Annotated in this window: 27 protein-coding genes; 13 read left to right on the forward strand and 14 right to left on the reverse strand. The window is 32.0% G+C overall.

Annotated elements, in window-relative coordinates; translation table 11 throughout:
• Window positions 1-84: 84 nt before the first annotated feature.
• From Q4Q39_RS07870 to Q4Q39_RS07880, 3 genes are read left to right on the forward strand one after another with little or no spacing between them, the layout of a single operon-like run.
• Window positions 85-807, forward strand: coding sequence for a polyprenol monophosphomannose synthase (locus tag Q4Q39_RS07870; RefSeq protein ID WP_303281859.1), 723 nt, complete (start codon window positions 85-87; stop codon window positions 805-807).
• 8 nt (window positions 808-815) lie between these two features.
• Window positions 816-2,162 carry a dihydroorotase gene (locus Q4Q39_RS07875; protein ID WP_303281860.1) on the forward strand — a complete coding sequence of 449 codons (1,347 nt, stop codon included), beginning with the start codon at window positions 816-818 and terminating at the stop codon, window positions 2,160-2,162.
• Window positions 2,159-2,713, forward strand: a complete 555-nt coding sequence (locus Q4Q39_RS07880; protein WP_303281862.1) for a DUF4296 domain-containing protein — start codon at window positions 2,159-2,161, stop codon at window positions 2,711-2,713. Before Q4Q39_RS07875 ends, Q4Q39_RS07880 begins: the two co-directional genes overlap by 4 nt.
• On the opposite strand, the gene Q4Q39_RS07885 is transcribed toward Q4Q39_RS07880, so the two are convergent.
• Window positions 2,688-3,689 carry an NAD-dependent epimerase/dehydratase family protein gene (locus Q4Q39_RS07885; RefSeq protein WP_303281863.1) on the reverse strand — a complete coding sequence of 334 codons (1,002 nt, stop codon included), beginning with the start codon at window positions 3,687-3,689 and terminating at the stop codon, window positions 2,688-2,690. The two genes, Q4Q39_RS07880 and Q4Q39_RS07885, sit on opposite strands and share 26 nt — an antisense overlap.
• A gap of 215 nt (window positions 3,690-3,904) precedes the next feature.
• Here Q4Q39_RS07885 and tyrS point away from each other — a divergent pair, with 215 nt between their 5' ends.
• Window positions 3,905-5,200, forward strand: a complete 1,296-nt coding sequence (tyrS, locus tag Q4Q39_RS07890; protein ID WP_303281864.1) for a tyrosine--tRNA ligase — start codon at window positions 3,905-3,907, stop codon at window positions 5,198-5,200.
• 149 nt (window positions 5,201-5,349) lie between these two features.
• On the opposite strand, the gene Q4Q39_RS07895 is transcribed toward tyrS, so the two are convergent.
• Complete coding sequence (locus tag Q4Q39_RS07895) at window positions 5,350-6,330, reverse strand: LuxE/PaaK family acyltransferase (protein WP_303281865.1); 981 nt, start codon at window positions 6,328-6,330, stop codon at window positions 5,350-5,352.
• A 139-nt stretch (window positions 6,331-6,469) separates the two neighbouring features.
• Window positions 6,470-6,811: a T9SS type A sorting domain-containing protein gene (locus tag Q4Q39_RS07900; RefSeq protein WP_303281866.1), complete on the reverse strand. Its 342-nt coding sequence runs from the start codon at window positions 6,809-6,811 to the stop codon at window positions 6,470-6,472.
• 202 nt (window positions 6,812-7,013) lie between these two features.
• Between Q4Q39_RS07900 and Q4Q39_RS07905 the strand changes: the two genes are divergently transcribed.
• Entirely contained in the window at window positions 7,014-7,694 is a 681-nt protein-coding gene (locus Q4Q39_RS07905; RefSeq protein WP_303281867.1) for a response regulator transcription factor, read from the forward strand.
• A complete protein-coding gene (locus Q4Q39_RS07910; protein WP_303281868.1) occupies window positions 7,694-8,737 on the forward strand; it encodes a sensor histidine kinase in 1,044 nt (347 codons plus the stop codon). The genes Q4Q39_RS07905 and Q4Q39_RS07910 overlap by 1 nt, the downstream gene beginning before the upstream one ends.
• Here Q4Q39_RS07910 and Q4Q39_RS07915 read toward each other — a convergent pair.
• Window positions 8,711-9,766 carry a glycosyltransferase gene (locus tag Q4Q39_RS07915; RefSeq protein WP_303281869.1) on the reverse strand — a complete coding sequence of 352 codons (1,056 nt, stop codon included), beginning with the start codon at window positions 9,764-9,766 and terminating at the stop codon, window positions 8,711-8,713. The two genes, Q4Q39_RS07910 and Q4Q39_RS07915, sit on opposite strands and share 27 nt — an antisense overlap.
• Window positions 9,767-9,955: 189 nt before the next feature.
• Between Q4Q39_RS07915 and trmB the strand changes: the two genes are divergently transcribed.
• The 6 genes from trmB to Q4Q39_RS07945 all read left to right on the forward strand — a co-directional run bounded on the left by trmB (window position 9,956) and on the right by Q4Q39_RS07945 (window position 13,698).
• Entirely contained in the window at window positions 9,956-10,633 is a 678-nt protein-coding gene (gene trmB, locus Q4Q39_RS07920; RefSeq protein WP_303281871.1) for a tRNA (guanosine(46)-N7)-methyltransferase TrmB, read from the forward strand.
• A complete protein-coding gene (locus Q4Q39_RS07925) occupies window positions 10,633-11,259 on the forward strand; it encodes a lysine transporter LysE (RefSeq protein ID WP_303281872.1) in 627 nt (208 codons plus the stop codon). The genes trmB and Q4Q39_RS07925 overlap by 1 nt, the downstream gene beginning before the upstream one ends.
• 3 nt (window positions 11,260-11,262) lie before the next feature.
• A complete protein-coding gene (locus tag Q4Q39_RS07930) occupies window positions 11,263-11,592 on the forward strand; it encodes an MGMT family protein (RefSeq protein WP_303281873.1) in 330 nt (109 codons plus the stop codon).
• Window positions 11,593-11,863: 271 nt separating this feature from the next.
• Window positions 11,864-13,000, forward strand: a complete 1,137-nt coding sequence (locus Q4Q39_RS07935; RefSeq protein ID WP_303281874.1) for an Mrp/NBP35 family ATP-binding protein — start codon at window positions 11,864-11,866, stop codon at window positions 12,998-13,000.
• 3 nt (window positions 13,001-13,003) lie between these two features.
• Window positions 13,004-13,249 carry a NifU family protein gene (locus tag Q4Q39_RS07940; RefSeq protein WP_303281875.1) on the forward strand — a complete coding sequence of 82 codons (246 nt, stop codon included), beginning with the start codon at window positions 13,004-13,006 and terminating at the stop codon, window positions 13,247-13,249.
• A gap of 119 nt (window positions 13,250-13,368) precedes the next feature.
• Window positions 13,369-13,698 carry a 2Fe-2S iron-sulfur cluster-binding family protein gene (locus Q4Q39_RS07945; RefSeq protein ID WP_303281876.1) on the forward strand — a complete coding sequence of 110 codons (330 nt, stop codon included), beginning with the start codon at window positions 13,369-13,371 and terminating at the stop codon, window positions 13,696-13,698.
• A 193-nt stretch (window positions 13,699-13,891) separates the two neighbouring features.
• Here the strand turns inward: Q4Q39_RS07945 and Q4Q39_RS07950 are convergent, their stop codons facing one another.
• The 7 genes from Q4Q39_RS07950 to Q4Q39_RS07980 form a co-directional block, all read right to left on the reverse strand.
• Complete coding sequence (locus Q4Q39_RS07950; RefSeq protein WP_303281877.1) at window positions 13,892-14,698, reverse strand: DUF1853 family protein; 807 nt, start codon at window positions 14,696-14,698, stop codon at window positions 13,892-13,894.
• A 39-nt stretch (window positions 14,699-14,737) separates the two neighbouring features.
• Window positions 14,738-15,223, reverse strand: a complete 486-nt coding sequence (locus Q4Q39_RS07955) for a hypothetical protein (protein ID WP_303281878.1) — start codon at window positions 15,221-15,223, stop codon at window positions 14,738-14,740.
• Window positions 15,224-15,225: 2 nt separating this feature from the next.
• Complete coding sequence (locus Q4Q39_RS07960) at window positions 15,226-16,125, reverse strand: metallophosphoesterase family protein (protein ID WP_303281879.1); 900 nt, start codon at window positions 16,123-16,125, stop codon at window positions 15,226-15,228.
• Between the two features lie 204 nt (window positions 16,126-16,329).
• Window positions 16,330-16,494 carry a hypothetical protein gene (locus tag Q4Q39_RS07965; protein WP_303281880.1) on the reverse strand — a complete coding sequence of 55 codons (165 nt, stop codon included), beginning with the start codon at window positions 16,492-16,494 and terminating at the stop codon, window positions 16,330-16,332.
• A 330-nt stretch (window positions 16,495-16,824) separates the two neighbouring features.
• Window positions 16,825-20,271, reverse strand: a complete 3,447-nt coding sequence (locus Q4Q39_RS07970; protein ID WP_303281881.1) for a PPi-type phosphoenolpyruvate carboxykinase family protein — start codon at window positions 20,269-20,271, stop codon at window positions 16,825-16,827.
• Window positions 20,272-20,413: 142 nt separating this feature from the next.
• Entirely contained in the window at window positions 20,414-21,592 is a 1,179-nt protein-coding gene (locus Q4Q39_RS07975) for an acyl-CoA dehydrogenase family protein (protein WP_303281882.1), read from the reverse strand.
• 108 nt (window positions 21,593-21,700) lie between these two features.
• The gene (locus tag Q4Q39_RS07980) at window positions 21,701-22,417 is read right to left on the reverse strand and encodes a tRNA1(Val) (adenine(37)-N6)-methyltransferase (RefSeq protein ID WP_303281883.1); all 717 of its coding nucleotides are present in this window, start codon (window positions 22,415-22,417) and stop codon (window positions 21,701-21,703) included.
• Window positions 22,418-22,566: 149 nt separating this feature from the next.
• Here Q4Q39_RS07980 and Q4Q39_RS07985 point away from each other — a divergent pair, with 149 nt between their 5' ends.
• Window positions 22,567-23,016 (forward strand): hypothetical protein, encoded by a 450-nt coding sequence (locus Q4Q39_RS07985; RefSeq protein WP_303281884.1) that lies wholly within the window; start codon window positions 22,567-22,569, stop codon window positions 23,014-23,016.
• Between the two features lie 19 nt (window positions 23,017-23,035).
• Here the strand turns inward: Q4Q39_RS07985 and rimM are convergent, their stop codons facing one another.
• The 3 genes from rimM to Q4Q39_RS08000 all read right to left on the reverse strand — a co-directional run bounded on the left by rimM (window position 23,036) and on the right by Q4Q39_RS08000 (window position 25,458).
• Window positions 23,036-23,560 carry a ribosome maturation factor RimM gene (gene rimM, locus Q4Q39_RS07990; RefSeq protein ID WP_303281885.1) on the reverse strand — a complete coding sequence of 175 codons (525 nt, stop codon included), beginning with the start codon at window positions 23,558-23,560 and terminating at the stop codon, window positions 23,036-23,038.
• A 218-nt stretch (window positions 23,561-23,778) separates the two neighbouring features.
• Window positions 23,779-24,297: a 30S ribosomal protein S16 gene (locus Q4Q39_RS07995; RefSeq protein WP_303281886.1), complete on the reverse strand. Its 519-nt coding sequence runs from the start codon at window positions 24,295-24,297 to the stop codon at window positions 23,779-23,781.
• Window positions 24,298-24,396: 99 nt separating this feature from the next.
• Entirely contained in the window at window positions 24,397-25,458 is a 1,062-nt protein-coding gene (locus Q4Q39_RS08000) for a lactonase family protein (protein ID WP_303281887.1), read from the reverse strand.
• Window positions 25,459-25,480 lie beyond the last annotated feature (22 nt).

Consider the following 25,480-nt stretch of genomic DNA (forward strand, 5'->3'; position numbering starts at 1 on the left):
AATTATTAAGGAATATTTAAAAAAAATGAGCGGTTATTAATGTACATTTGCTAAAAATTAAAAAGATTTTAATAAAGTTAGAGAATGAAAGATACGGTTGTTATCATTCCAACATACAATGAAATAGAAAACATTGAGGCTATTATAAAAGCTGTTTTCTCTCAATCTGATAGTATTCACATTCTTGTTGTTGATGATAATTCACCAGACTTAACGGCTTTAAAGGTCAAAGAACTTCAAGCTGATTTCCCAAACAGATTATTCTTAGAAATTCGAAAAGAAAAGTCGGGATTAGGAACTGCTTATATTTATGGTTTTAAATGGTGTTTAAATAAGCACTATGAGTATATTTTTGAAATGGACGCAGATTTTTCACATAATCCAGACGATTTGATTAAATTATATAATGCTTGTCACATAGATGGAGCAGATTTATCTATAGGATCTAGGTATGTTACAGGTGTTAATGTTGTTAATTGGCCAATGAACCGTGTTCTTATGTCTTATTGTGCATCAAAATATGTACGTATTATTACAGGCATGAAAATTCATGATACAACGGCAGGCTATGTTTGTTATAAACGTCATGTTCTTGAGACAATAAATTTGGACGCTATAAAGTTTATTGGTTATGCGTTTCAAATTGAAATGAAATTTAAAACCTATTTAAAGAAGTTTAAAATTATAGAAATACCGGTTATTTTTACAGATAGAACAAAAGGAGAATCAAAACTGAGTTCTGGTATTATCTCTGAAGCTATTTTTGGAGTTATTTCGATGAAACTTAAAAGTCTTTTTAAAAAATAAGAATTTATATGAAATTAAAATCGACACTTATTAAGAATGCGAATATTGTAAATGAAGGCGTTATTTTTAATGGCGACATATTAATTGAAGGTGAGTACATTAAAAAAATAGGAAAATCTATAAGTGCTAAATCTGCCGATGTGCTTGTTGTAGATGCCGAAGGAAAATACTTATTACCTGGAGCTATCGATGATCAAGTTCATTTTAGAGAACCAGGATTAACACATAAAGGTAATATAGAAACTGAATCTAGAGCCGCTATTGCAGGAGGGATCACCTCTTTTATAGAAATGCCTAATACAACCCCTCAAACAACAACCATTGAGAAATTGGAAGAGAAGTTTGAAGTAGCGGCAAAAACGTCTTTAGCTAATTATTCGTTTATGTTTGGAGGCACTAATGATAATTTAGATGAAATTCTAAAATTAGATATAAATCAAGCAGCAGGTCTGAAACTATTCTTAGGATCTTCAACAGGTAATATGTTGGTTGATGACCTAGATGTTCTGGAGAAGATTTTCAGGAGTACCAAAATGGTTATTTCTGTTCATTGCGAAGATGAAGGTACCATAAGAAAGAATCTTAAAGAACATTTAGAAACGTATGGAGATGACATTCCTATTAAATATCATCCAAAAATAAGAAGCGAAGAAGCTTGTTATTTGTCATCTTCAAGGGCGATAGAATTAGCCAAGAAAACGGGGGCAAGATTGCATGTATTTCATCTTTCAACCGGAAAAGAAACTAATCTATTTGACAATAAGACTCCTTTAAAAGATAAAAAGATTACCTCAGAAGTTTGTACACATCACTTGTGGTTTAGTGATGAAGATTATGATGAAAAAGGGACTTTTATTAAGTGGAATCCAGCGGTTAAAACCAAAGAAGATAGAGCGCAATTATGGGAAGCTTTATTAGATGATAGAATAGATGTTTTAGCTACCGATCATGCACCGCATACTTTAGAGGAAAAGAAAAATATTTACACCAAGGCACCGTCAGGAGGCCCGTTAGTACAACATGCATTGCCAGCCATGTTGGAAATGTGTCATAAAGGCAGAATTACTTTGGAGAAAGTCGTTGAAAAAATGTGTCATAACCCAGCAATTCTATTTCAAATTGCAAGGAGAGGTTTTATAAAGGAAGGTTATTTTGCAGATTTGGTGTTGGTAGATTTAAATAATCCGTGGACAGTAAAGAAAGATAATATTTTATATAAGTGTGAATGGTCTCCGTTTGAAGGAACAACATTTAAATCAAGAGTTACGCATACCTTTTTAAACGGTAGTTTAGTGTACCAAAACTCTAAATTTAATGGTGTAAAAGCAGCAAAACGATTAACTTTTAATAGATGATTTTTAAACGATTAACTATATATTTAAGTATTTTAATAGTCATTTCGGCCTGTCATGATTTAGAGAAACCAAAGAAACCCGATAATTTAATATCTAAGGAGAAAATGGTTGATATTTTAATTGATGCTAAAATAATATCATTGGCAAATCCTGTTAATAGAAAAATAATGGAAGATCATGGTGTTAAGTTTAACACCTATGTTTATGATAAGCATAATATAGACAGCTTGCAATTTGCTTTAAGTAATGAATATTATGCTTTTTATATAAAAGATTATGAAGAGATTTTTCTTAAAGTTAAAGATAGCTTAGAAATACTTAAGGTTAAGTTTAAAGATGAAGAAGAAAAAGAACGAATAGAAGCCGAAAAAAGAAAAGAAGACTCACTTATAGTGGCATTTACAGAAAAGGATTCAACAAGTTTATTAAAAATTAGAGATTCGTTAAAAGTATTATCTATAAAGGACTCTATTACTGAAATGTTAATAGATAGAAGACTTGAAGAAATAAGAACTGTAATAGACTCTATTTCAGATAAAGATTCCCGATAGTAGTAATCGTTTTATCTATAGGCTTAAACTTGTAGTTTAAAGCAGTTATAACTTTATGACTACTGTAGTTGGTTTTTGTTGATAAAGATATGGCAATGTGTTTTGTTAATTGCCTTCGTTTACCCGTTAATCTGGTTTTTAACCAATCTAATTTCCATGCCAATTTTAATAACCAATTGCTAATCATCTTCTCTGGAGGCTTTGCATTTACAGACTTAGATAAAGCTTGTAGAAACTTTTTATATGTCCAATGTTCCGCAACTAAAACAAAACGTTCATTTATGATGTCACTCTTTATAAGTCTTATCATAATCGAAACGACATCCTCAACAGCTATAAGAGCCACTGTTCCAGAAGTATAATATTTAAAGCCTTTATGTGCTTTTTTGAAAAAACTTCCAGTTCCATAACGCCAAATACCAGCACCTAAAATAACGCCAGGATTAACAATTACGACATTAAGTCCTTCCTGTGTTGCACGCCAAATTTCCATTTCGGCACCATATTTTGTAATCGCATAAACACTATTATCATCTTCGGGGTTCCAAATAGTATCTTCGTTTATATCTTCATTATTAATAGCGTTACCTAAAGTAGCAATGGAACTTACATAACAAAGTTTACTAACAGTATTTGATAAACATAGATTTGCAATATTAGCAGTGCCTTCAATATTTGTTTTTCGTAATGTTTGATATTTATTGGGATCAAAAGATACAAATGCAGCACAATGATATACATGAGTAACCTCTTTAAATGCTTCAGATAATGCAGGAATATCCAAAAGATCTGCTTTCACCCATTCAATGGTTTTAAAAAGAGGCTCGTAATTATTCGTATACGTAGCAAAAACAGATTTTACATTAGCAAGTTTGCGTTCTGTTCTATAGATAGCCCTAATTTTCTCATTACTGCTAGCAAGCTTATAAAGTAAATGAGAACCAACTAAACCCGTACCACCTGTTACTAAAATCATGCAACGAAAGTAATAAATATTTAAGAGTACTTAGGTTCAAATGTCATCTATGTAAAATATTTATTGTTTTAATCCTCACTTATAAAGGATGATAATTTCAATTAAAATTGCGATGTTAGATTAGATCTATTTTTCCAAGTAAAGAATTATTCATAATACCTAAGTAATTATACATTGATTTTTATCTTTGCATAGTTTTGTAAAAATTGAAAATAATGATAAAGAACTTTGTTGAAGAATTAACGTGGAGAGGTATGATACATACCGTAATGCCAGGAGCTGAAGAGCATTTAATGGAAAGTATGCGCAGTGCGTATGTGGGGTTTGATCCTACAGCAGATTCTTTACATATTGGAAACCTGGTTCCTATTATGCTTTTGGCGCATTATCAGCGTTGTGGGCATAGACCACTAGCTTTGGTTGGAGGTGCTACAGGAATGATTGGAGATCCGTCTGGTAAATCAAACGAACGTAATTTGTTAGATGAAAAAACATTACGTCATAACCAAAACGCTATTAAAAATCAATTATCACATTTTTTAGACTTTGAAAGTGATGTTGAGAATGCTGCGGTTTTAGTGAATAATTACGATTGGATGAAAGACTTTTCATTTCTTGAATTTATTCGCGATGTTGGTAAGCATATCACTGTAAACTATATGATGGCAAAAGATTCTGTGAAAAATAGAATTTCGTCTGAGGCGTCCGAAGGAATGAGTTTTACAGAGTTTACATATCAATTAGTCCAAGGGTACGATTTTCTTCATTTGTATAAAGAAAAAGATTGTACAATTCAAATGGGAGGAAGTGACCAATGGGGAAATATTACAACTGGTACAGAATTAATTAGAAGAATAGATAGCGGAAAAGGCTTTGCTATCACCTGTCCGTTAATTACTAAATCCGACGGTTCTAAATTTGGAAAATCTGAAGGCGGCAATGTGTGGTTAGATGCTAATAGAACCTCACCATATAAGTTCTACCAATATTGGTTAAATTCTAGTGATGAAGATGCTGAAAAATATATCAAAATATTTACTTTTTTAACAGAAGGGGACATCAATACTTTAATAGATACTCATAAAGAAGCTCCTCATTTACGTGTTTTACAAAAGCGTTTAGCCGAAGAAATAACCATGATGGTGCATTCTAAAGACGATTTAGAAAACGCAATAAAAGCAAGTACTATACTTTTTGGTAAGTCGACAAGCTATGATCTAAAAGGACTGAATGAGCAAACATTTTTAGATGTATTTGATGGTGTGCCACAAACAGAAATATCTCAAACAGATATTGATAATGGCCTAGATATTATTGCAGCTTTAGCCGAGAAAGGTGGATTTTTGAAGTCTAACGGAGAAGCAAGAAGGGCGCTTAAAGAGAATTCTATTTCTGTAAATAAAGAAAAGGTAAAAGACGATTACCGTATTACCACAAAAGATTTAATTAACAATAAGTTTGTATTGTTGCAGCGTGGTAAGAAAAATTATTTCGTATTACGAATTGTATAAAAATAACAAAGCCTGATTTAAGAAATCAGGCTTTGTTTTAACCAACCAACTAAAAACTAAATTTTTCTTTTATCTTAGCTGTTGGTTTTGTCGTAGCTATTTCGAATAACTTACACAAAGATTAAATTATTTTCTATTTTTTTTTGTAATTAAAGCACCATAAGGTTACATCCGCGAATATCCGAATTATCAAAACGACCAATAACTTCGAATGCCCCGTTATTGTTAACACGGCCTAAATCTTGAGTGGCAATAAAAGAACAGGAGTTTATATTGGCTAGGTCAATAACATTTATCCCACCTGTTTTGCCTAACGGTTGTATAGAAAACGGGTCTTCCGTATCTCGTGTTAAAATACGCATCCAGTTAGGGCAATTAAAAATACCATGCCCTTTAGAATATCCTTGACTTAAAAGCTCGGTCATTCCATACTCACTATGTATTACGTTAATTCCAAAGCCTATTTTTAACTTTTTATGCAAGGCTTCTCTAATAAGTTCTTTTCTTCTCCCTTTCATACCGCCAGTTTCCATAACAATGGTATTGTTTAGATTAAACTGATGTATTTCAACAAGATCTAACAAAGCAAAAGATACGCCTATTAATAATACCTTTTTCCCCTGTGAGTCCAATGTTATTAATGTGTCTTTCAGCTCGGAATAATTATTTAAATAAAATCCGCTTTCAGGATGTTTTGATTGCTTAATCATAGCATCTACCATATATATCAAGGAGGAACCTTCACGCTCTAAATAAGAAGGTAATAATGCCAGAATCACATAGTCTTCGATAGCTTCATAGAATTGTTGAAATCCTTTGGTGAAACTTTGGGTATAAATATCTAAATCTGTTACTTGATGTTTGCTAGTCATACTTCCAGTAGTGCCAGAACTAGAAAAAGTAGTTTTAATAGTGTCTTTAGAGCTTAGAATATTATGAGATTTAAAGAACTGGATAGGTAAAAAAGGGATGTCCTTTATAGTCTTAACATCGCTGGGATGTTTATATATTAAATCGCAAAAAGAACGATAAACACGATTATTTTCAAATTGAAACTTAAAAACTTGGAGTGCCAAATCTTCAAACTCTGTTTGCGTATTAATATTGAAAATAGAATTAGTGTCAATCATAATTAATCGAACAGAATTCCTCCGGGTTTTGTCTTGAGGATAGTCAGTTTTAAGAATTTTTATTAGAAAGACAAAAATATATAAATTTAAAAAGCGTTACTATATTAGTAACGCTTTTTAAATTTATGAATTGTAATATTTATTTAATCACTAGTTTTCTTGTCTCACTAAAGCCTTTTTCAGTAATCTTTAAAATATAGACGCCTTTGCTTAAATTTGAAATATTTAATTCTTTACCAGTTAAAACAATAGAACGAATCTGTTTTCCTAAAACATTAAAGAACTCAATTTTTTTAGTCAAATTACGTTTTGATGTTATATTTACAAACGTTCTGCCAATAGGAGAAGGGTTTGGATATAAAGATAATCCTTCTATTTTTTGTTGAATAGGAGAGTTGTTAACATTGTTTTGAGCAAGCCCGTATTGGGTTGCAGATAATGTTAATGCTAAAAACAAAATGAATAGGTAGTTTTTTTTCATATACTCTTTTCAACACTATAAAGGTAATAATTTACTACAAAATTGATGCCAAAAAAGTGTTAAAGATTTCGTTATTTGGTCGAAAGTTTAAATTACTGTAACTTGTCTGTTACGTTAATGTTATTAATTTTAGAGTATCAATAAAACGGTGTTATTTAGTTTTATCTTTACTTTAAGAAATAAATATAATTGTTATTTAAGTATGAAAAAGAATGATATTAAGATATTATTAGTTGACGATGAACCAGATATTTTAGAGATAGTTGGTTACAATTTGTCAAGTGAAGGCTACCAAGTTATTACTGCAGAAAACGGTCATGAAGGGGTTAAAAAAGCAAAAAAAGAGCTTCCACAATTAATCATTCTAGATGTTATGATGCCAGAAATGGATGGTATTGAAGCGTGTGAATTAATTCGAAAAAACCCTGATTTAAAAAACAGTATTATTACTTTTTTAACAGCTAGAGGAGAAGATTACTCTCAAGTAGCTGGTTTTGATGCAGGTGCAGACGATTATATAACAAAACCAATAAAACCAAAGGTTTTAGTTAGTAAAGTAAAAGCCCTTTTAAGACGCTTTAAAGAAGAGGATACTTCAGATACGGTTAAAATAGGGAATTTAGTAATAAATAGAGATGAGTATAAGATTATTTCAAAGGGTGAAGAAATAATTTTACCAAGAAAAGAATTTGAATTGTTATCTTTGTTAGCTTCAAAACCAGGAAAGGTTTTTAAAAGAGATGAAATTCTTGATGCAGTTTGGGGCAATGAAGTTGTTGTTGGAGGAAGGACAATCGATGTACACATTCGTAAATTAAGAGAAAAATTAGGAGATACTAGTTTTAAAACCATAAAAGGAGTAGGTTACAAGTTTGTAGAATAATGCAGACAAAATTTAAAAGGTCATATAGGTTTTCCATAAAAACATCATTATATATAACTTTATTTACAACGCTCTTAATGAGTGTTTTTTTATATTATTTATATGAGTTTAATTGGCTTCACGCATTTGCTTTTGCAGTAAGCGTTTATGTATTTTCTTTTTTAGTCATTCAGTTTAGCGTAGAACGATTTATATATAAGCGTGTTAAAAAAATATATGACGATTTAACCCTTTTAGAATCTGCTAGTTTAAATAAAGGTCCTATTACTACAGATATGCGAACACTTACTCAAGAGATTGATAAGTTTGCGAGAGACAAAAAGCTAGAAATTGAAACTTTAAAAGTTCGTGAAAAATATAGGAAAGAGTTTTTAGGTAATGTATCTCATGAATTAAAAACGCCATTATTTACAGTGCAAGGTTACATACTTACTTTGTTGGATGGTGCTATGAATGACGAAAAACTACTAGAAAAGTATTTGGAACGTGCTAGTAAAGGTATTGAACGCTTAGGCTATATTATTAAAGACTTAGATATGATCACTAAATTAGAAGTTGGTGATTTAAGTTTAACTATAGAAGAATTTGATATTGTTGAGTTAGTTGAAAACGTATTTGAGATGTTGGAGATGAAAGCTAACAAAAGAAAAATCACACTTACTTTTGATACAGATTATAAAAACTTGGTGTTAGTTAAAGCAGATAAAGAACGTATACAGCAAGTATTAGTAAATTTAATTGTGAACTCTTTAAAATATGGAAGAGAAAAAGGAACTACAGAAATAAGCATAGAAAACTTAATAAAAAACAAGGTTATTGTTCGTGTTACAGATAATGGAGAGGGGATAGAAAAAGCACATCTTCCTCGTTTGTTTGAACGTTTTTATAGAGTTGATAAAAGTGGCTCTCGTAAAGAAGGAGGCTCTGGTTTAGGACTTTCTATTGTAAAACATATTATTGAAGCTCACGACGAAAAAATATATGTAGAAAGTGAGTTTGGAGTTGGTAGTGAGTTTTCATTCACACTCGAAAAGATCGAATAGTTTTTTAAAATTCACATGATAATCAAAGGATTTTAAACCTTTAAAAGAGTCTATGTCTTTTAATTTGTCTAATGAAAAATCCTCCTGGTTACAGCTTGATACTAACTCTAGATCAGTCAATCTTTTTGCTAAATATTCTTGCTCAAATTGTCCAGGGGTAGGTATAAAAAAAGCTTTTTTGTTGAGTTTAGCTAAATCCATAATGGTTGTATAACCAGATCTTGATAAAATTAATTTGCTCTGATTAATAGTTTTTTCCAATAAATTAGAGGTCATAAAGTTATAAATAGTCATATTTCCTATAATTTGGATCGTTTGTTCCTTTTCCATAATACCTTTAACAAAAACAATTTTTCCGTTATACTGTTTTAATTCAGAAAAAAGGATTTCTTCTAGTAATGTACGTTGCGGTTCGGGACCAGACAATAATACCATTAAATCATTTTCAATGCTTGAATATTTGTTGTCAAACCTACTTAAAGGTCCAATATATTCTATAGGTATTTCAAAACTATCAACATGTCCAAGTTTGCCACTTAGATTAATATCTCCTTTAGTATCGGGAACCCAGCATACATCAAATTTCTTTATGATTTTTTGATGCATTTTTGTACTTAGCCATGTCGTGCTTCCTGTTAAAACATTAAGTTGATGTGTTATAAAAACAGAAGGTATTTTTTTACTATATACACCTAATCGGTTATCGGAAATAATTCCTTTAATATTATGAGTTTCTACAATAAGCTTCGTCGCTTTTTTCTCAGCTTTAATAGCTTTAATTAATTTAGGAGAATCCTTAATCAGTTTTAATTTAAAATGCTTTCCTTTTTTAGCATAGGTAATGTTATAAGAAGGTAACGTTATAGACGAAAGCATTGGGAACTCTTTTTGCAGAAGTGTTAAAGCTACTCCGTCACTGGCAATAATAGGTTCAAATCCATGTTTTATCAATTCATAAATAATAGGAATGCTTCTAGTGGCATGCCCTAAGCCCCAATTTAAAGGAGCAACTAAAATTCGTTTTTTCATCTGTTAAATATAACCTGCCTTTAACTTTGCTAAAGACGAGTTTTCTACAATAATCTTTTTAATTTAAACAATACGACCAAGTTAAAAAGATGTTGTTACTGTTCTTTGCTCAAGTTTTTAGTAAAATCAAAGATAAGCATATAAACGCTCTCGTATATTTCCTTAATTTTACCAAAATTTTAAATAATAGTGGGAAGTAAAAATAAACTCAAGAGATTTAAGGAAAATGAAACCTTTTCAAACGTGTTTCAACCATCAAGAGAAGAATTGGTTAATGAAGAATATGAGTTAAAAGGTCATTGGAGACCATCTGTATTTAAAAATGAAAACCCATTAGTGTTAGAACTAGGTTGTGGAAAAGGAGAATATTCTGTAGCATTGGCAAAAAAGTATCCTAATAAAAACTTTATAGGAATAGATATTAAAGGGGCGCGCTTTTGGAGAGGAGCAAAAACAGCTATTGAAGAAACTATTTCTAATGTTGCTTTTTTAAGAACTCAAATCGAATTAATAGATCATGCTTTTGCAGAAAACGAAGTAGATGAAATCTGGATAACCTTTCCAGATCCGCAAATAAAGTATAAGCGAACAAAACATAGAATGACCAATGAAGCATTTTTAAAACGCTATAAAAAAGTATTAAAAAAGGAAGGTGTGGTTAATCTAAAAACAGATAGTGAGTTTATGCACGGGTATACACTCGGTTTGTTGCATGGTGCAGGGCATGAGGTGCTTTATGCCAATCATAATGTATACAAGCAGGAAGGTAGCCCCGAAGAAGTTACAAGCATTCAAACATTCTATGAATCGCAATATTTAGAACAAAACAAACCAATTACGTATATTCGGTTTAAAATTAAGCATTAGTGAGCATAACTCTTATCTTTATTTTTGGTTTATTTATAGCTTTAATTGGAGTGATCCCTCCAGGCTTGTTGAATATGACGGCTGCTAAAATAAGTTTAAAAGAAGGACACGCGAGGGGTATTATGTTTTCTATTGGGGTATGTGTTGTCGTTTTACTTCAAACATATCTTGCTGCAGTTTTTGCAAGGTATTTAAGTAAGCACTTAGAAGTCGTAGACATTCTGCAACGTGTTGCATTCGTGATTTTTGTATTAATAACTATTTACTTTTTGATTATAGCAAAACCTAAACCACCAATTGAAACTCAAATGCGCCGTAGTAAACATAGTCGGTTTTTCCAAGGTATGTTTCTATCAGCAATAAATGTGTTTCCTATTCCTTATCAGGCGTATATGACGATTACATTGGCTTCTTTTGGATGGATGTCTTTTGGTCAAACTAGTATTATATCTTATGTAGCCGGAGCAGCGATGGGAACTTTTGTAATGTTATACATGTATATTTTCTTTTTTGATAAAATAAAAGGAAAATCGTTTACGTCTCAAAAAAACATGAACTATGTTATTGGAAGTATTACAGGCGTTATTTCAATTATTACACTAATCAATATCATCAAAGAAATATAGGCTATGAAACCTGAAACCTTAAATTTTTTTGACAAAGTTTACGAAGTAGCTAAACAAATCCCCTATGGCAAAGTTACAAGTTATGGTGCTATTGCGGTCTACTTAGGAGCGGCTAGGAGTGCTCGTATGGTGGGTTATGCTATGAATGGTTCTGGAGGCAAAGATGTTCCAGCCCACCGTGTTGTAAACAGAAAAGGCTTACTAACTGGTAAGCATCATTTTGATGGAACTAACCTTATGCAGCAACTACTAGAAAGCGAAGGTGTTGAGGTGATAGAAAATCAAATTCAGAATTTAGAAAAAGTGTTTTGGGATCCTTCAAAAGAATTATAGTGAAATAGAATCAAATTTATCTCCTTTCCAATAATTAAATGTTTTTTATTGACGGCCACTTTTTTAGATCTTCAGATTCAATTTCTGTATTAGGTGCTTTTCAATCATAATTCACTAATATTTCCTAATTTTATAAAAATTTACAAATAACTACATATTGGTTTTCTCCTATAAATAAACCGAATAATCATATAAATCATTTCAATAAAATGGCTTTAAAGTCTAAACAATTCACTGTATATTTGCATATTAGAATTAATCTAAATAAGGAATGAAGCTTAATAAACAAGATATATTAAAAGCATTAGAATCTATTACTGTACCAGGAGAAGGACAAAATATGGTTGAAAGCGGTGCTGTGAAAAATGTGATTACTTTTGGAGATGAGGTTATTGTAGATATTACCATTAAAAACCCTAGTTTACAAGCTAAGAAACGTACAGAGGTAGATATCTTAAAAACAATTCATGAGCAGGTTTACGAAAAAGCTAAAATTACAGTGAATGTAAAAGTAGAAGCTCCTGCAAAACCAAAAGCTAATGTTATTAAAGGAAACCCTATTCCAGGGATTCAAAATATTGTAGCTGTAGCATCTGGTAAAGGTGGTGTAGGCAAATCTACGGTTACTGCAAATTTAGCAGTTACTTTAGCAAAAATGGGCTTTAAGGTAGGTGTTTTAGATGCCGATATTTATGGGCCGTCCATCCCTATTATGTTTGATGTAGAAGACGAAAAACCTTTAGCGGTAAATATTGGTGGGAAATCTAAAATGAAACCTATAGAGAATTATGGTGTTAAAGTATTATCTATCGGTTTTTTTACGCAACCTAACCAAGCAGTAGTTTGGAGAGGCCCCATGGCTGCAAAAGCATTAAATCAAATGATTTTTGATGCGCACTGGGGGGAATTAGACTTCTTACTTTTAGATTTACCTCCTGGTACAGGAGATATTCATTTAAGTATTATGCAATCTCTGCCAATTACTGGAGCCGTTGTAGTAAGCACTCCTCAAAACGTAGCATTAGCAGATGCTAAAAAAGGAGTGGCTATGTTTCAGCAAGAGAGTATAAATGTGCCTGTTTTAGGAATTATAGAAAATATGGCTTATTTTACACCAGATGAATTGCCAGATAATAAATATTATATCTTCGGAAAAGAAGGTGCTAAAAATTTATCTGAAGATTTAGAAGTGCCATTTTTGGGAGAATTACCTTTAGTACAAAGTATAAGAGAAGCAGGTGATGTTGGTCGTCCAGCAGCTTTACAAACTGCTACAGCATTGGAGCAGGCTTTTGAAAAATTAACTCAAAATGTGGTGCAAGAAGTTGTAAGACGAAATGATGATTTACCTCCAACAGAAGCAATTAAAATAACAACAATGGCTGGGTGTTCAGCAGTTAAAAAATAACAAATGACTTCAGAAGAATTAAAAGTAAATGTTGAAAAAGCCCTAGAAGAAATCCGTCCATTTTTACAAAGTGATGGTGGTGATATTTCTTTACTATCAATAGAAGAAAACGATACTTTAGTTAAAGTAAAGCTAAAAGGAGCTTGCGTGGGTTGTAGCGTTAATCAAATGACCTTAAAGTCTGGTGTAGAAATGACTATTAAAAAGTATGCACCTCAAATAGAACAGGTTATTAATATTGAAGACTAATTCACTTTTTTTAATTCCTACTAAAATAATAGAGAAACTTGTCTCTAAATAATTCAGAAAGTTTAAATTTGCGGCACGAATTGTGAAATGCTTTTAATTAAAAGTATAAAAACTTAACAATGGAAGACATTAATATAAAAATTACAGATAGAGACGGTGTAACTCATGATATTGTTGCGCCAACAGATATGGCAATGAATCTTATGGAAGTTGTAAGATCTTATGAGTTAGCTCCAGAAGGCACTATTGGTGTTTGCGGAGGTATGGCTATGTGTGCATCCTGTCAGTGTTATGTATTAAGTGAAACAGATTTACCAGAAATGAGCGACGATGAAGAAGCGATGCTATCAGAAGCTTTTGATGTAAAAGATAATAGCCGTTTAGGTTGCCAGATTCAAATGACTTCAGATATGGAGGGTCTCGAGGTCGAGTTGGCACCAGAGAGTTAATATATTCCTGCGACTTGTGCTGAATTTGTTTCAGTAAGGTAGGAGATCTCATAAATAGTAACTAAGAATACCAAATGTTTGGGCGTTACCCTATTGGGGCGGGCTTTCACTACTTGCTCTCAAAGAGGAGCTCAAACATGCCGCTTAATCCCTAACGCAAAAAAGTTCCTATTCTAGATCCTCAAAAGTATAATCACCACCAAACCAAGAATATTTTTTTTAATTCACCGTTTTTTAATTTCACCCAGCATAGTGGAGAAAATTGCTGATTAAAATAGTCTTTAGCAACGGTTTCAAATTCGTTGGGATGTAACCACTTTACATTTGTATGCGGAATTACTAACCAATCTTTCTTTTGTGGGATATAAAACTTGCAATCATTAAATTGATTTAGCTGATTTTTATTGATATAGAAACCGTTAATACAGTCGTTATTTAGTGTTTTAAGTTGAATATCTTGATTTGAAAAAGGAACAAACAATTGAGCTTTAAAATAGACCTGTTGCGAAATATCTTCAGATTTTAGATTAAGTGTTTTTAAGTATTCTTTACATTCGTTGGAATGCAAAAGAGGTAATTGTTTCTCCGTTAACTTAGTGATTTTTTCTTTTAAAGAGTCTTTTCTATTTGGTCCAATAAAATGTTCGATTTCTGTTTCTCCAATGGAAGTATCATATACGTAGAATTTGTAAACGATCTCTAAATGAATAGGTTTGTTGTTTTTAAGCAGTAAACAATCAAGTTCTCCTAAAGTTATGTTATTATCTTGAATTTGTACATTTTCTGCTATAATGGAAATGTTTTTATACTGTTCTAATTCAAAAGAAACAAATCGCTCTACATATTTTCCTAAGCGCAGTTTTTCATCAATATTAATAGCAATTTTATTAGATTTTGAAATGATTTCGAATGGATTTAAATTTGAAAGGACACCACTTTTCCATAAAAAAGGCGTGTTTAAAAAACCTTCATATCGTTTTTGGAGTATATGCTTAGTCACAGGAAGTAATAATGGATATTTTATGAGATTTTTTTAACGTCAATTTTTGTGCAATGATATTAATTGATTGTAAGTAGGTATATTTTTATTATTCGTTTTCCAGATTTCAATTTCATAATAATCATCACCATCAAGTTCATCCTTACTAATTTTGTCTAGATCACAATAGTAAATTCGAACTCTATAAATTCCATTTTCTAATTCAATACGTTTTGCTTCTGGAAAATATTCAGTACATCCCATCACTACTAATTTTTTAGATATAATCAATAAGTCTGATTCATTAATTTGAAATATAGAATCCTTGTTATTATTTTTTGGCACTGGTTCAGAGTCAAGTATTTTAATTAGAACTTTGACATCCATATTTCTACGAGTACCTACGGCAATGCCTTCATCTGTTATAGCTAGAAGGTTTTTTGTAGTAAATTCAGTCCATGCATTTCCAAAATTTGGATTATATTTTTCATCATGCAAATGAAATTGAAAGTAATCAGCAAAAATTTCTAATTTATATTCTTTCATTTTCAATTTGTCTTATAGTCAATCAATTTCATAGGACCTTCAAGTACTGTTCTAACAATTTGAAGTGTACCATCTTCTTTAGTCGCTATATGCCATTTAATTAATGAAATGGTACCGTTCTCTATTTCAATCCCCGTAATGCTTCGTGGGTGTACACAACTACCATCATTAAAAAAAGCTATATCTCCGGGTTCGGGAAAACGAGGTCGGTGTGTATGACCAACAATGGTTAATAAATTATCGTTATCGCTAATCCATTTTTTAGTTCTACGTTCTACTTTTATGAGTTCTTTGTAGTTCTTAGCTGGGCTTGTAGGGTCTGCTATTCCCATAACATTCAATGGTTTCCAAAGAACACGAACCATAAACCGACTCCATTTCCAAAACAAGAAGTTCCACCAATCGGCTTGATGCCCATGCGTTAAAAATAATTCTTGTTCAGTCTTTCGGTGTTTTAAAACAATGCCTTCATGATATGTAATGTCTCCAAAGAGTTCCACATTTTCACCAGTTTTGGCATCAAAATAAGTTGATAAATGCTTTTTTACATAATTAGGGTTTCGGTAAACCATATCATGATTACCCCAAATCATATGTAGTCTATTTGCTTTATGAAACTGTTTCATAAGCATGAATACATTTTTATGTGCATTTAAAATAGCATTGAAAGAAATGTTTTCCCAGAGTTCATCACCATCACCAACCTCACAATACTGAAAACCTTCAGTATAATAATGCTTTAAAGCATGAAAGTAAATGTTTCGGTTATTTGCAAAATCGTCGGCAAAACTATTATCTCCTCTATGGCAATCACTAAATAGTATAAATTTACTATCATCATCAAAATCAATGATCTTAGCATTTTTATAAGCGTTGTCTAATCTTTTTTTAGATGAAAACATGAAGTAAAAGTACGCAAAAAGAGGCAGCCTAAAAAGTGTACTTAGATGTCTGTTCGTGGGCAGTCGAGAATTTTTAAAAACATCTCGACTGCATTCGGTGTGACAATTTTAAGCTTCTAAACTTTTAAGGAAGCCTCTTTTTATGATTTGAAAAAAAAGGTTTTAATGAAAGGCGTACTGCAATCCGAACGTTAAATTATAGTTCTATTTTAATTGAATGCCATTTAGGTCTTGGTAAAGTGGAGTTGAACATTCTGCAGCAAAACGAAGGCCTTTTTTTTGAGATTCTGTATTCCCATCTTCTTTTGGAATATCTAAATCTATATTTTGAGTTTTATCGTCTTCTTTAAGAGTAAGTATCTTTATCATCACTACAACAAAACTAAGGGTAAGAAAGTATTATTAAGTAAATACTCTTTTTCATGTTTATTAAGATTAAAGATTCGAATTTCCTTGTTTTTCGATTTTTTGAATAAGAACTCATTTAGACTTTTTCAATTTGCTAAAAAAATTGCTGTTTTCAGCTCTGTTTTTTGTCTTTTTTTCCTTCCGTAGCTCTGCTATGCAATTCAAAAAAGTCTTCAACATAGGCAAAAACTTCTAATTTTCGCTTAAATCCAAAAAGTCTAAATGAGTTCTAAAAAAAAATGCTTCTTACAATAAGAAGCATTTTTAAAAAGGTTGTTTTAAAGAATTAATTTACTTTCTAAATAAAGGATCGGCTCCAATAGTGCCAATTAAACTGTCTAAATATGAATCGGATTTAACATTATTATATGACTGTTTTACAGATTTTAAACGACCTTTAATATTCATTTCTGAAACTAATACGCTATTATCTGGATTTGCAATGAAATTTTCTAGGTAAGCGATTTGAGAATCATAAAAACGGATATCTTTTTGTTGTTTTAACACCAATCGTTCTTTATACCAACTACTATTTAAAACGTAATCTCTATCAAAGAATTTTCGTAACTCAGGGTCACTTATCTGTTTACCTTCATAAGTACCGTAAGCCATAATATGTAATAGGATTTTAAGAGGTGGTATTGCTGCATCTACACTTCCATCTTCGAAGTAATTCATAGCTACTTTTTGCTGGGTTTCAACAATATTTTTAATACCGTCTACATAATCCTCCAGACCTTGTAATTCTGGTTTTAACATGTGTTCATTGAAAACAGCAGTTGGTTCATCGAATAGACGATTTAAACACCTTAGAGAGAATGTCTTAGTGATTCTATACCCTAAACGACTTGCTAAAATAGTGTCTCCGTTATACTCGAAATCTTCCAGTTTTTCTAATGAGCCGTTAGCGATTAACTCTTTAGGGTCTCTATCTTCTGGCTCTAATCTTGCCCAGATCTCCGGAATTAATAAACTTATATCATGGTCTACTTTATTCTCTGCGCCTACGTAACCAGCTGCTGTGCTGAATCCATTTGACTCTGTTAAAATATGCGATAATAAGGCATTATTTAAATCGGTTGTTGGTGTCAGCATATTAAAAGGCGCTTTGGTTAATGCACCTTCAGATCCAGCTCCTGTTGTTGATGGTGATTTACCTGTTAAACTGCTAACAAAATCCATAAACAATTCTGGTGTTTCTTGATAGTGAATTGGATTGTATACTGCCAATGGACGTATTCCTGCTTTTTTATCCACAGGGTTATTTCTTCTACCTGGTAATACGGCATTCACCACATGAATTACTGGTTCATCAGATTTTATTTTTCTAACTAAACGAACTCCGACATCAGCCAAATAACTTGCTTCGGTTTCATTTACAAATCGATTTGGTTCTAGATAACGTGGGTTTTTTGTTGGACCGTCACTTATAATTCTTGTATGCGAAGGCACTACAAAGAACTCTTCTTCGTTTGGACTGTTTACAATACTTATTATGAAATCTTGAACGGGTTGCGTGTATTTATCAAAATTAATAGTGTCTTCATAAAGTGCTATAGCATCTTTTTTCTTTAACAGTTCATAATTTGTTAAGAATCGGCCATCAGAAACAATATCTAATTCGGCATTCTTATCGTAACCTCTTACAACAGCTTCATCTGGTCTTTGAAATAAATGAGCCTCACAATTAACAAGTACTTTTACACTCTTATTGTCAAATTCCGGATTTAAGTTTTTAAATTGTTGTCTCGGTAACGTTATGGATGCTGAGATATCATCTTCAGTCTGAATTTTTTCACTTGGTGAAAAATCAGATCTTAATTTGTTGAGCATCCAATTGCCTTTTTGATTAAAACCAATACGAACATAACTACCAACCACAGGAGTATTGTTATGTAAAAGGCCTGTGCCTTTTTCCCCGTTAATAATTTCTACAGACATATAATCTTTCCAGTTTAAGACACCGTGGGCTTGTCTGTATAGTCGTTTTACAAATAAAACTAAAGAACGGATATGTACTGGAATATTCTTTAAGAATTCATTGAATTCATCTGAGTTTTCTTCAGAAGGAATTAACAATTTTACAGCCGAACTTAAAGTCCGTTCTTCACTTAAGAAAGGTCTTGATTTAGGTCTGTTAGGGTCTTTAACTTTCCATCTTGTAGAATAATCAAATTCTATAATTTCATCTGCTTTTTTAAAATCTTCATCTATATTTTGAATGTTGAACGTGCTATATGTGATAGCATTTTGCATAGATTTTGAAATCTCAGATTTACCTCCACCAGATACAGTACATGGTTTATGGCAGAATATCCCCTCGGCAAAGGTGTCAACAATACGCCATAAATCAACGGACTTATGCTTTTCTAATCTGAATTTGTTTCCCGTAGGATGAACATACGTTTTATAAGGAGACAAAATTAATTTTTGCTCTTTATTATTATATGTCCATGTAATACTATTTGTATTGGTATTTACATAAGCGAATTCAGGGATGTAAATAATATTTGGATATTTTTTATCGATGGCATAGTTTTCTGGTTGTACCTCAATGCGATCCCCCATTAATTTTTTGACGTCTTCGAAACTATGACGGTTGTTATGAAAGTCTGAGTAATCTTTCCCATCTAGAGTGTCTCCCATAACTCTTCTTGCAAAGGCTATAGCACCTCCTGCGTGTTCTTCCTCAAGGATACCAAATAAATTTGCAGAGTAACTTATTTGTGTTTTGATTTCTTTTTTTGAATATCCATAATAATTATCTGCAATAAGCGTAATAACAACACCTCTATCATCCCTACAAGTAATTTTAAAAGCACCCCCGTTGTTATAAAGTTCGTTTGCATCTTTCCAGCACATACCATCTTTTATTTGACGCTCTGTCGCATCATCAAAATGAGGTAATCCAACATCCTTTTTCTTTAAATCTTTTAATTGTGGTGCTAAAATGATACAACCTGTATGACCTGTCCAATGTTCAGGATCTAATGCTGCGTCGTTATGCACTAAATTAGGATCTCCAGCGTTGCCAAAAATAGACTCTACAAAGTCAAGATTGCTCACTAAAGTACCAGGAACAAAAAAGCGAACTTCTAATGATTTTTTAGCAATAATTCCTGGAACCTCTGGACAAACAGTAGGTCTTAATAACATTGAAACCATCGTTTTTGCTTGATCTTCTTGACTAGAAGTAAATGGAAGTGTTTTTAAATCATCCGAAGGGTTAAAAGCAGCATGTAAAAAATGCGCAAATGCAATTTTTGGAACTTCTTTTTTGTCAAGAGGAACAGGTAAATCTCCTTCTACAATATGAAAGGTGCCTTTTGTTGTTCTTTTATCATGTAATGGGTTATTTAAAATCCCCTGTTTTACACGACTTGAAGTTACTAAATCACTTTTAAAAGAATTTCCATCTGGAGGTAAACTAATCTCTCTGGCTTGTCCTTTTTTTGATAAAATCAGTGTATTGTTGGGTAGCTTTAATGATTTACCTATTGAAATGTCTTTTAGATAATCGTCAATAAAATTTTGAATCCTCGAGTCTGCTGGTGCCTGATGGTCTGCTAATAATCTTGATTTCTCTCTCAGGCTCATTATAAGAGCTCTAGTAGATTTTTCAAATTTTGGATCTAAAAATTTATCAGTACTTTCTGGTTTATCTTTAAAAGTTGGTTGTCCTATTGAAGCTAACTGTAAGTTAATAAACTGAATGATGTCTTGTCTTGATTCTCGCATGATTTTAAAGGTTAGAATACGCATAGTATTCAAATTCACAGACAAAGTTAAAATGCGAATTAGATTAAAAACATGTCAAAAGTCAGTTCTCCAATAATTTTATAAGAAAACGTTTTCGTAAAAAAAGGAAGGAAAATTACGATTATTTAAAAGCGTTTAAACCAGTAATATCTAAACCTGTAATAAGTAAATGTATATCATGTGTCCCTTCATAAGTAATAACGCTCTCTAGATTCATGGAATGACGCATAATACTGTATTCTCCCGTAATTCCCATGCCACCAAGTATTTGCCTAGCTTCTCGGGCAATATTGATAGCCATATCCACATTATTACGTTTCGCCATAGATATTTGTGCAGAAGTCGCTTTATTATCATTACGTAAAACACCTAGCCTCCAGGTTAATAGTTGAGCTTTAGTGATTTCAGTAATCATTTCTGCTAATTTTTTTTGTTGTAATTGAAATTGACCAATAGGTTTTCCAAATTGCATACGTTCTTTGCTATATCGAAGTGCCGTATCATAACAATCCATTGCAGCTCCAATGGCGCCCCAGGCAATACCATAACGTGCGGAGTCCAAACACCCAAGAGGTGCTCCTAATCCAGATTTATTAGGGAGTAAATTTTCTTTTGGTACTTTGACATTATCAAAAATAAGTTCACCAGTTGCAGAAGCTCGCAATGACCATTTATTATGAGTTTCGGGAGTTGTAAAACCTTCCATGCCACGTTCAACGATTAAACCGTGGATGCGTCCCTCTTCATTTTTTGCCCAAACAACTGCCACCTGCGCGAATGGTGCATTGCTGATCCACATTTTGGCACCATTTAAAAGATAATGGTCTCCCATATCTTTGTAATTTGTAACCATACCAGATGGGTTGCTTCCATGATCAGGTTCTGTTAAACCAAAACAACCGATCCATTCACCACTGGCTAATTTTGGTAAATATTTTTGGCGTTGTTCTTCATTACCATATTTCCAGATAGGATACATAACGAGTGATGACTGCACAGAAGCTGTACTTCTAACACCAGAATCGCCACGTTCTATTTCCTGCATGATTAAGCCATAAGAAATTTGATCTAATCCAGCACCACCATATTCCATTGGAATGTATGGGCCAAAAGCACCTATTTCTGCCAGCCCATTAATAATTTGTGTTGGAAATTCTGCTTTTTGTGCGTAGTCTTCAATAATGGGAGAAACTTCTCGTTTCACCCATTCACGAGCTGCATCGCGTACTAATTTATGTTCATCTGTAAGTAACTCATCTAGGTTATAGTAATCGGGAGCTTCGAATAGGTCTGGTCGCATAAAAACTGAATTTAAGTATATTTGAAATCAAATTATTAATAAAAATGCTATTTTTTTAACAATTCAATATTTTTAGAGCTCAAATTTAATTAATTCATATCGATTCGATTACATTTTTAAGTAAAAATCTTTAGTAAGATTAGTGTAATCTTGAGTATATTGATGTCTTCCTGTTTCAATAATCAAATTGTCAACTTTTTTATCGCTTTCGTGGAAGGAGAATTCGATTAAACTTCGTTTAATTTCAGAAGTTGGAGTTCCTTTTACATGTAGTATTTTGTTTGGAATGAGTTTGAATTTTGATGCTAAATGAATTAGTTTTTCTTCTTCTTTAAATGGAATAATCACTGAAAATATGCCATCTTCTGATAATAGTTTAGATACACTTTCAATTAAATGATTAAAAGGCATAGCGTCTTGAAAACGTGCAAGGTCCCGTTGCGTATTTTCTGTTTTGTAATCTTCTGAATAAAAAGGAGGGTTAGATATAATGAGATCGTATTTGTCGTCTATCTCTTCAGCAAATTCTTCAAGTGAAGCATGGTAACAAAATAATCGATCTCCCCAAGGAGAGTTTTCAAAGTTATCAACGCATTGTTCGTATGCATTATCATCAATTTCAATGCCGTCAACCACTTCAGCATGGCTGCGTTGTGCTAACATAAGTGATAAAATACCTGTACCAGTTCCAATATCTAGTATAGAAAAAAGATTATCTTTAACGGATGTCCATGCTCCTAATAAGACACTATCGGTGCCAATTTTCATCGCGCATTGCTCTTGTTTTACGGAAAATTGTTTAAAAACAAAGGGTTTTTTAGACATGAAATGATATTTTGAATTTTAAAGCAATAGTATAAAATAAAATGAAAGAATGAAGTGAAAATCATAAAAGTATATTAAAATTAATGTTAAAGATATCCATTTATTTTATAGTTAACGTATATAAAAAAATAGTGGTCTAATTGAAGAAAATGAAAAAAGAAAACAAAATTTTGGTAAAGTTGAACGACGTCTTATTAATGAATGAAGTCATTGAAAAAATCTATATAAAAACATGTGAAAAAGCGTCTGATACAAATATAGAGACCTTTTTAAAAGGAAAAATCTTAGAACAACAAAATTTTGGTAAAATATTACAAAATGAAATTAAAAAACTTGATGGAGATGTTCAAGAGTCGATAATGTCAAAAAGGCGATACCATCTTTATATGAGAGATTTTAATAATTTATTGCAACTAGGGAATAATAGTGATTTGATAAATGCTATTTATAAAATCGAGCTATTATGCATGGAAAAATATAATGAATTACTTAGGGAAATTAATCTGTCTTTGTCACTTTGCAAATTATTGGTAAAACAACAAGATAGTGTTCAATACGGATTGCGTTTAATAAAAAAAGAATTGATTGTTGCTGATTAATTTTTTAAACATCAAATAGTTACAAATATAAGTCGATTAGTCCTTCTGGTGTTTCAACCAAAATAGTTTTATTTTCCCTATCCACCTTTACTATAAATTCATCATTCATAGGGATTAAAATTTCAATACCATTTCTGTCTATTTCAAAAAGTGATTGAGCAGTCGAATCGTTTATCGCTTTTATAGTGCCCACTTTTCCGTAATTTACATCTTCAATAGTAAAACCAATGACTTCATGAAAATAAAACTTATTGCCTTCCAGTTTAGGTAATAAGTCTAGAGGTAAATACAAATCACTTTTCATGATGGCATCTGCATCAGCTTCCTCATCTACATCTTCAAATTTAATACGTAATAATTCTGATTTGTGCAGCTGAGAACGTTCAATAAAAAAAGGAACCAGGTTATTTCTTAAGTTTAAAAAAATAGCGTCTAAGTTTTCGTAAATTTCAGGCTGATCAGTATCTAGCTTAGCTAAAACTTCTCCTTTAAAACTATATTTTTTAACAATTTTACCTAAGTAAAAACAATTTTCTTTTTGCATGACAAATGGTTTTTTGTCATTCCCGGCTTGCGGGAATCTTTTAAAGTTTATGAGATTCCCACCTTTGTGGGAATTATTTAATCAAACTTGTGAAAGTTTGTGAGATCCCGCTTTAGCGGGATTTGTTCAATTACGTATTTTGCTTTTTGACAAAATACTATTTCACAAAAAAACTCCGATAAAAATATCGGAGTTTAAAAGTATAAAAAATTATTTTTTTATTCTTCTTCAGTTGAAGCTTCTGCTTCGGCAGCAGGAGTTTCTTCTTCAGCAACTTCCTCTTCTACAACAGGAGCAGCTGCAGCAATACGTGCTTCATTAGCAGCCTTTTCAGCTTCAAAAGCTTTTGCTTTTGCTTCTGCCTCGGCTTTAGCTAAACTATCAACTTTAGCACCAACTTTGCTTTCTTTTTCTTCTACCCAAGCAGTAAACTTAGCTTCTGCTTGCTCTTCAGTTAAAGCCCCTTTTCTAACACCACCTACAAGATGATTTTTTAGTAAAGCACCTTTATGAGATAAAATAGCTTTGGCTGTATCTGTTGGCTGTGCACCATTCTGTAACCATTGCACTGCACCATCAATGTTTAATTCGATAGTTGCTGGGTTTGTGTTTGGATTGTAAGCACCTAATTTTTCTAGGTATTTACCATCTCTTTTTGAACGTGCATCTGCTGCTACGATCCAGTAGTAAGGTTTTCCTTTTTTACCGTGTCTTTGTAATCTAATCTTTACTGGCATAATAATTAATTATTTGAGGTTCTCGACCTCGGTTATTAATGAGGGCGCAAAGATACTATATTTTTTTAATTATCAATGCTTTATTTTTAATTAGAAAACTTAAAATAATAAGCAAACAGGAGCTGGTAAATCTGTTGAATGCAGGAAAGATAGTTTTCCTGATTCAGGATCTATTTTAAATACACTAATATTATTACTTTTTTTATTTGCTACTAAAAGAAATTTACCCGTTGGATCTAATGAGAAATTTCGAGGCCAATCACCATGAACACTCATGTTTTGGATTCTGTCTAAAGTACCATTTCGAGTATTTCTTTTAAAAACAGCAATAGAGTTTTCACCTCTGTTTGATCCGTAAAGAAATCGTTCGTCTTTAGATAAATGAATGTCGGCACAAGAATTTTTTCCTTTATAATTTTCATCCAGAGTAGAGTCGAAATCTATTTGCTTAAAGCCTTTTTTTGTTTTCTTAATTGAAGTAACCGAACCTCCGTATTCATTAATAACATATAAAAACTCATTCCCTTTGTCTAATAAAAAATGTCGTGGTCCTGGGTTGCCTTCCATTTCAACGATAGAAGGAGATGCAAGTTTATAATTCCCGTCTTTTAATTTATATTGATAAACGGCATTTCTTCCTAAATCGGCAACAAATAAATTATCTTTAGAGAACTTAGCGGAATGCGCATGTGATTTTTCATTTTCTGAATTATGATTAAAGATTTGAGAAGCTTCTTTTAGACTGCCATCCTTATTAATAGGATAAATGGATACGGTGCCCCCAGTGTAATTAGAAACGACAACTTTATCTCCACTTTCATTTATAGAAATATGACAAGGCCCTTTACCATGACTGCTAACACGTGTTAAAAGTGATAACGTACCATCGGTATTAATTTTGTAAGATGATACAAATCCATCGTCACTTTGATTTACAGAATACAGATATTTCTTGTCTGGAGAATATGTCAGAAATGAAGGGCTATCTATGTTTATAGCAAGCTGTTTGTTTTCTAAATTCCCGGTTTCAGTATTGAATTCGAGTTGATAAATGCCTTTGCTATCACCATTGGTATAGGTGCCGACATATAAACGAATATTTTGCGCTTGGATATTTAGAAGGATAAAAACAAAACTAAGAAAGGATAATTTAAATTTCATGTGTTAAAGATAAAAATGACTT

It is taken from the genome of Flavivirga amylovorans, from assembly GCF_030540875.1.
In the GTDB taxonomy this organism is placed as follows: domain Bacteria; phylum Bacteroidota; class Bacteroidia; order Flavobacteriales; family Flavobacteriaceae; genus Flavivirga; species Flavivirga amylovorans.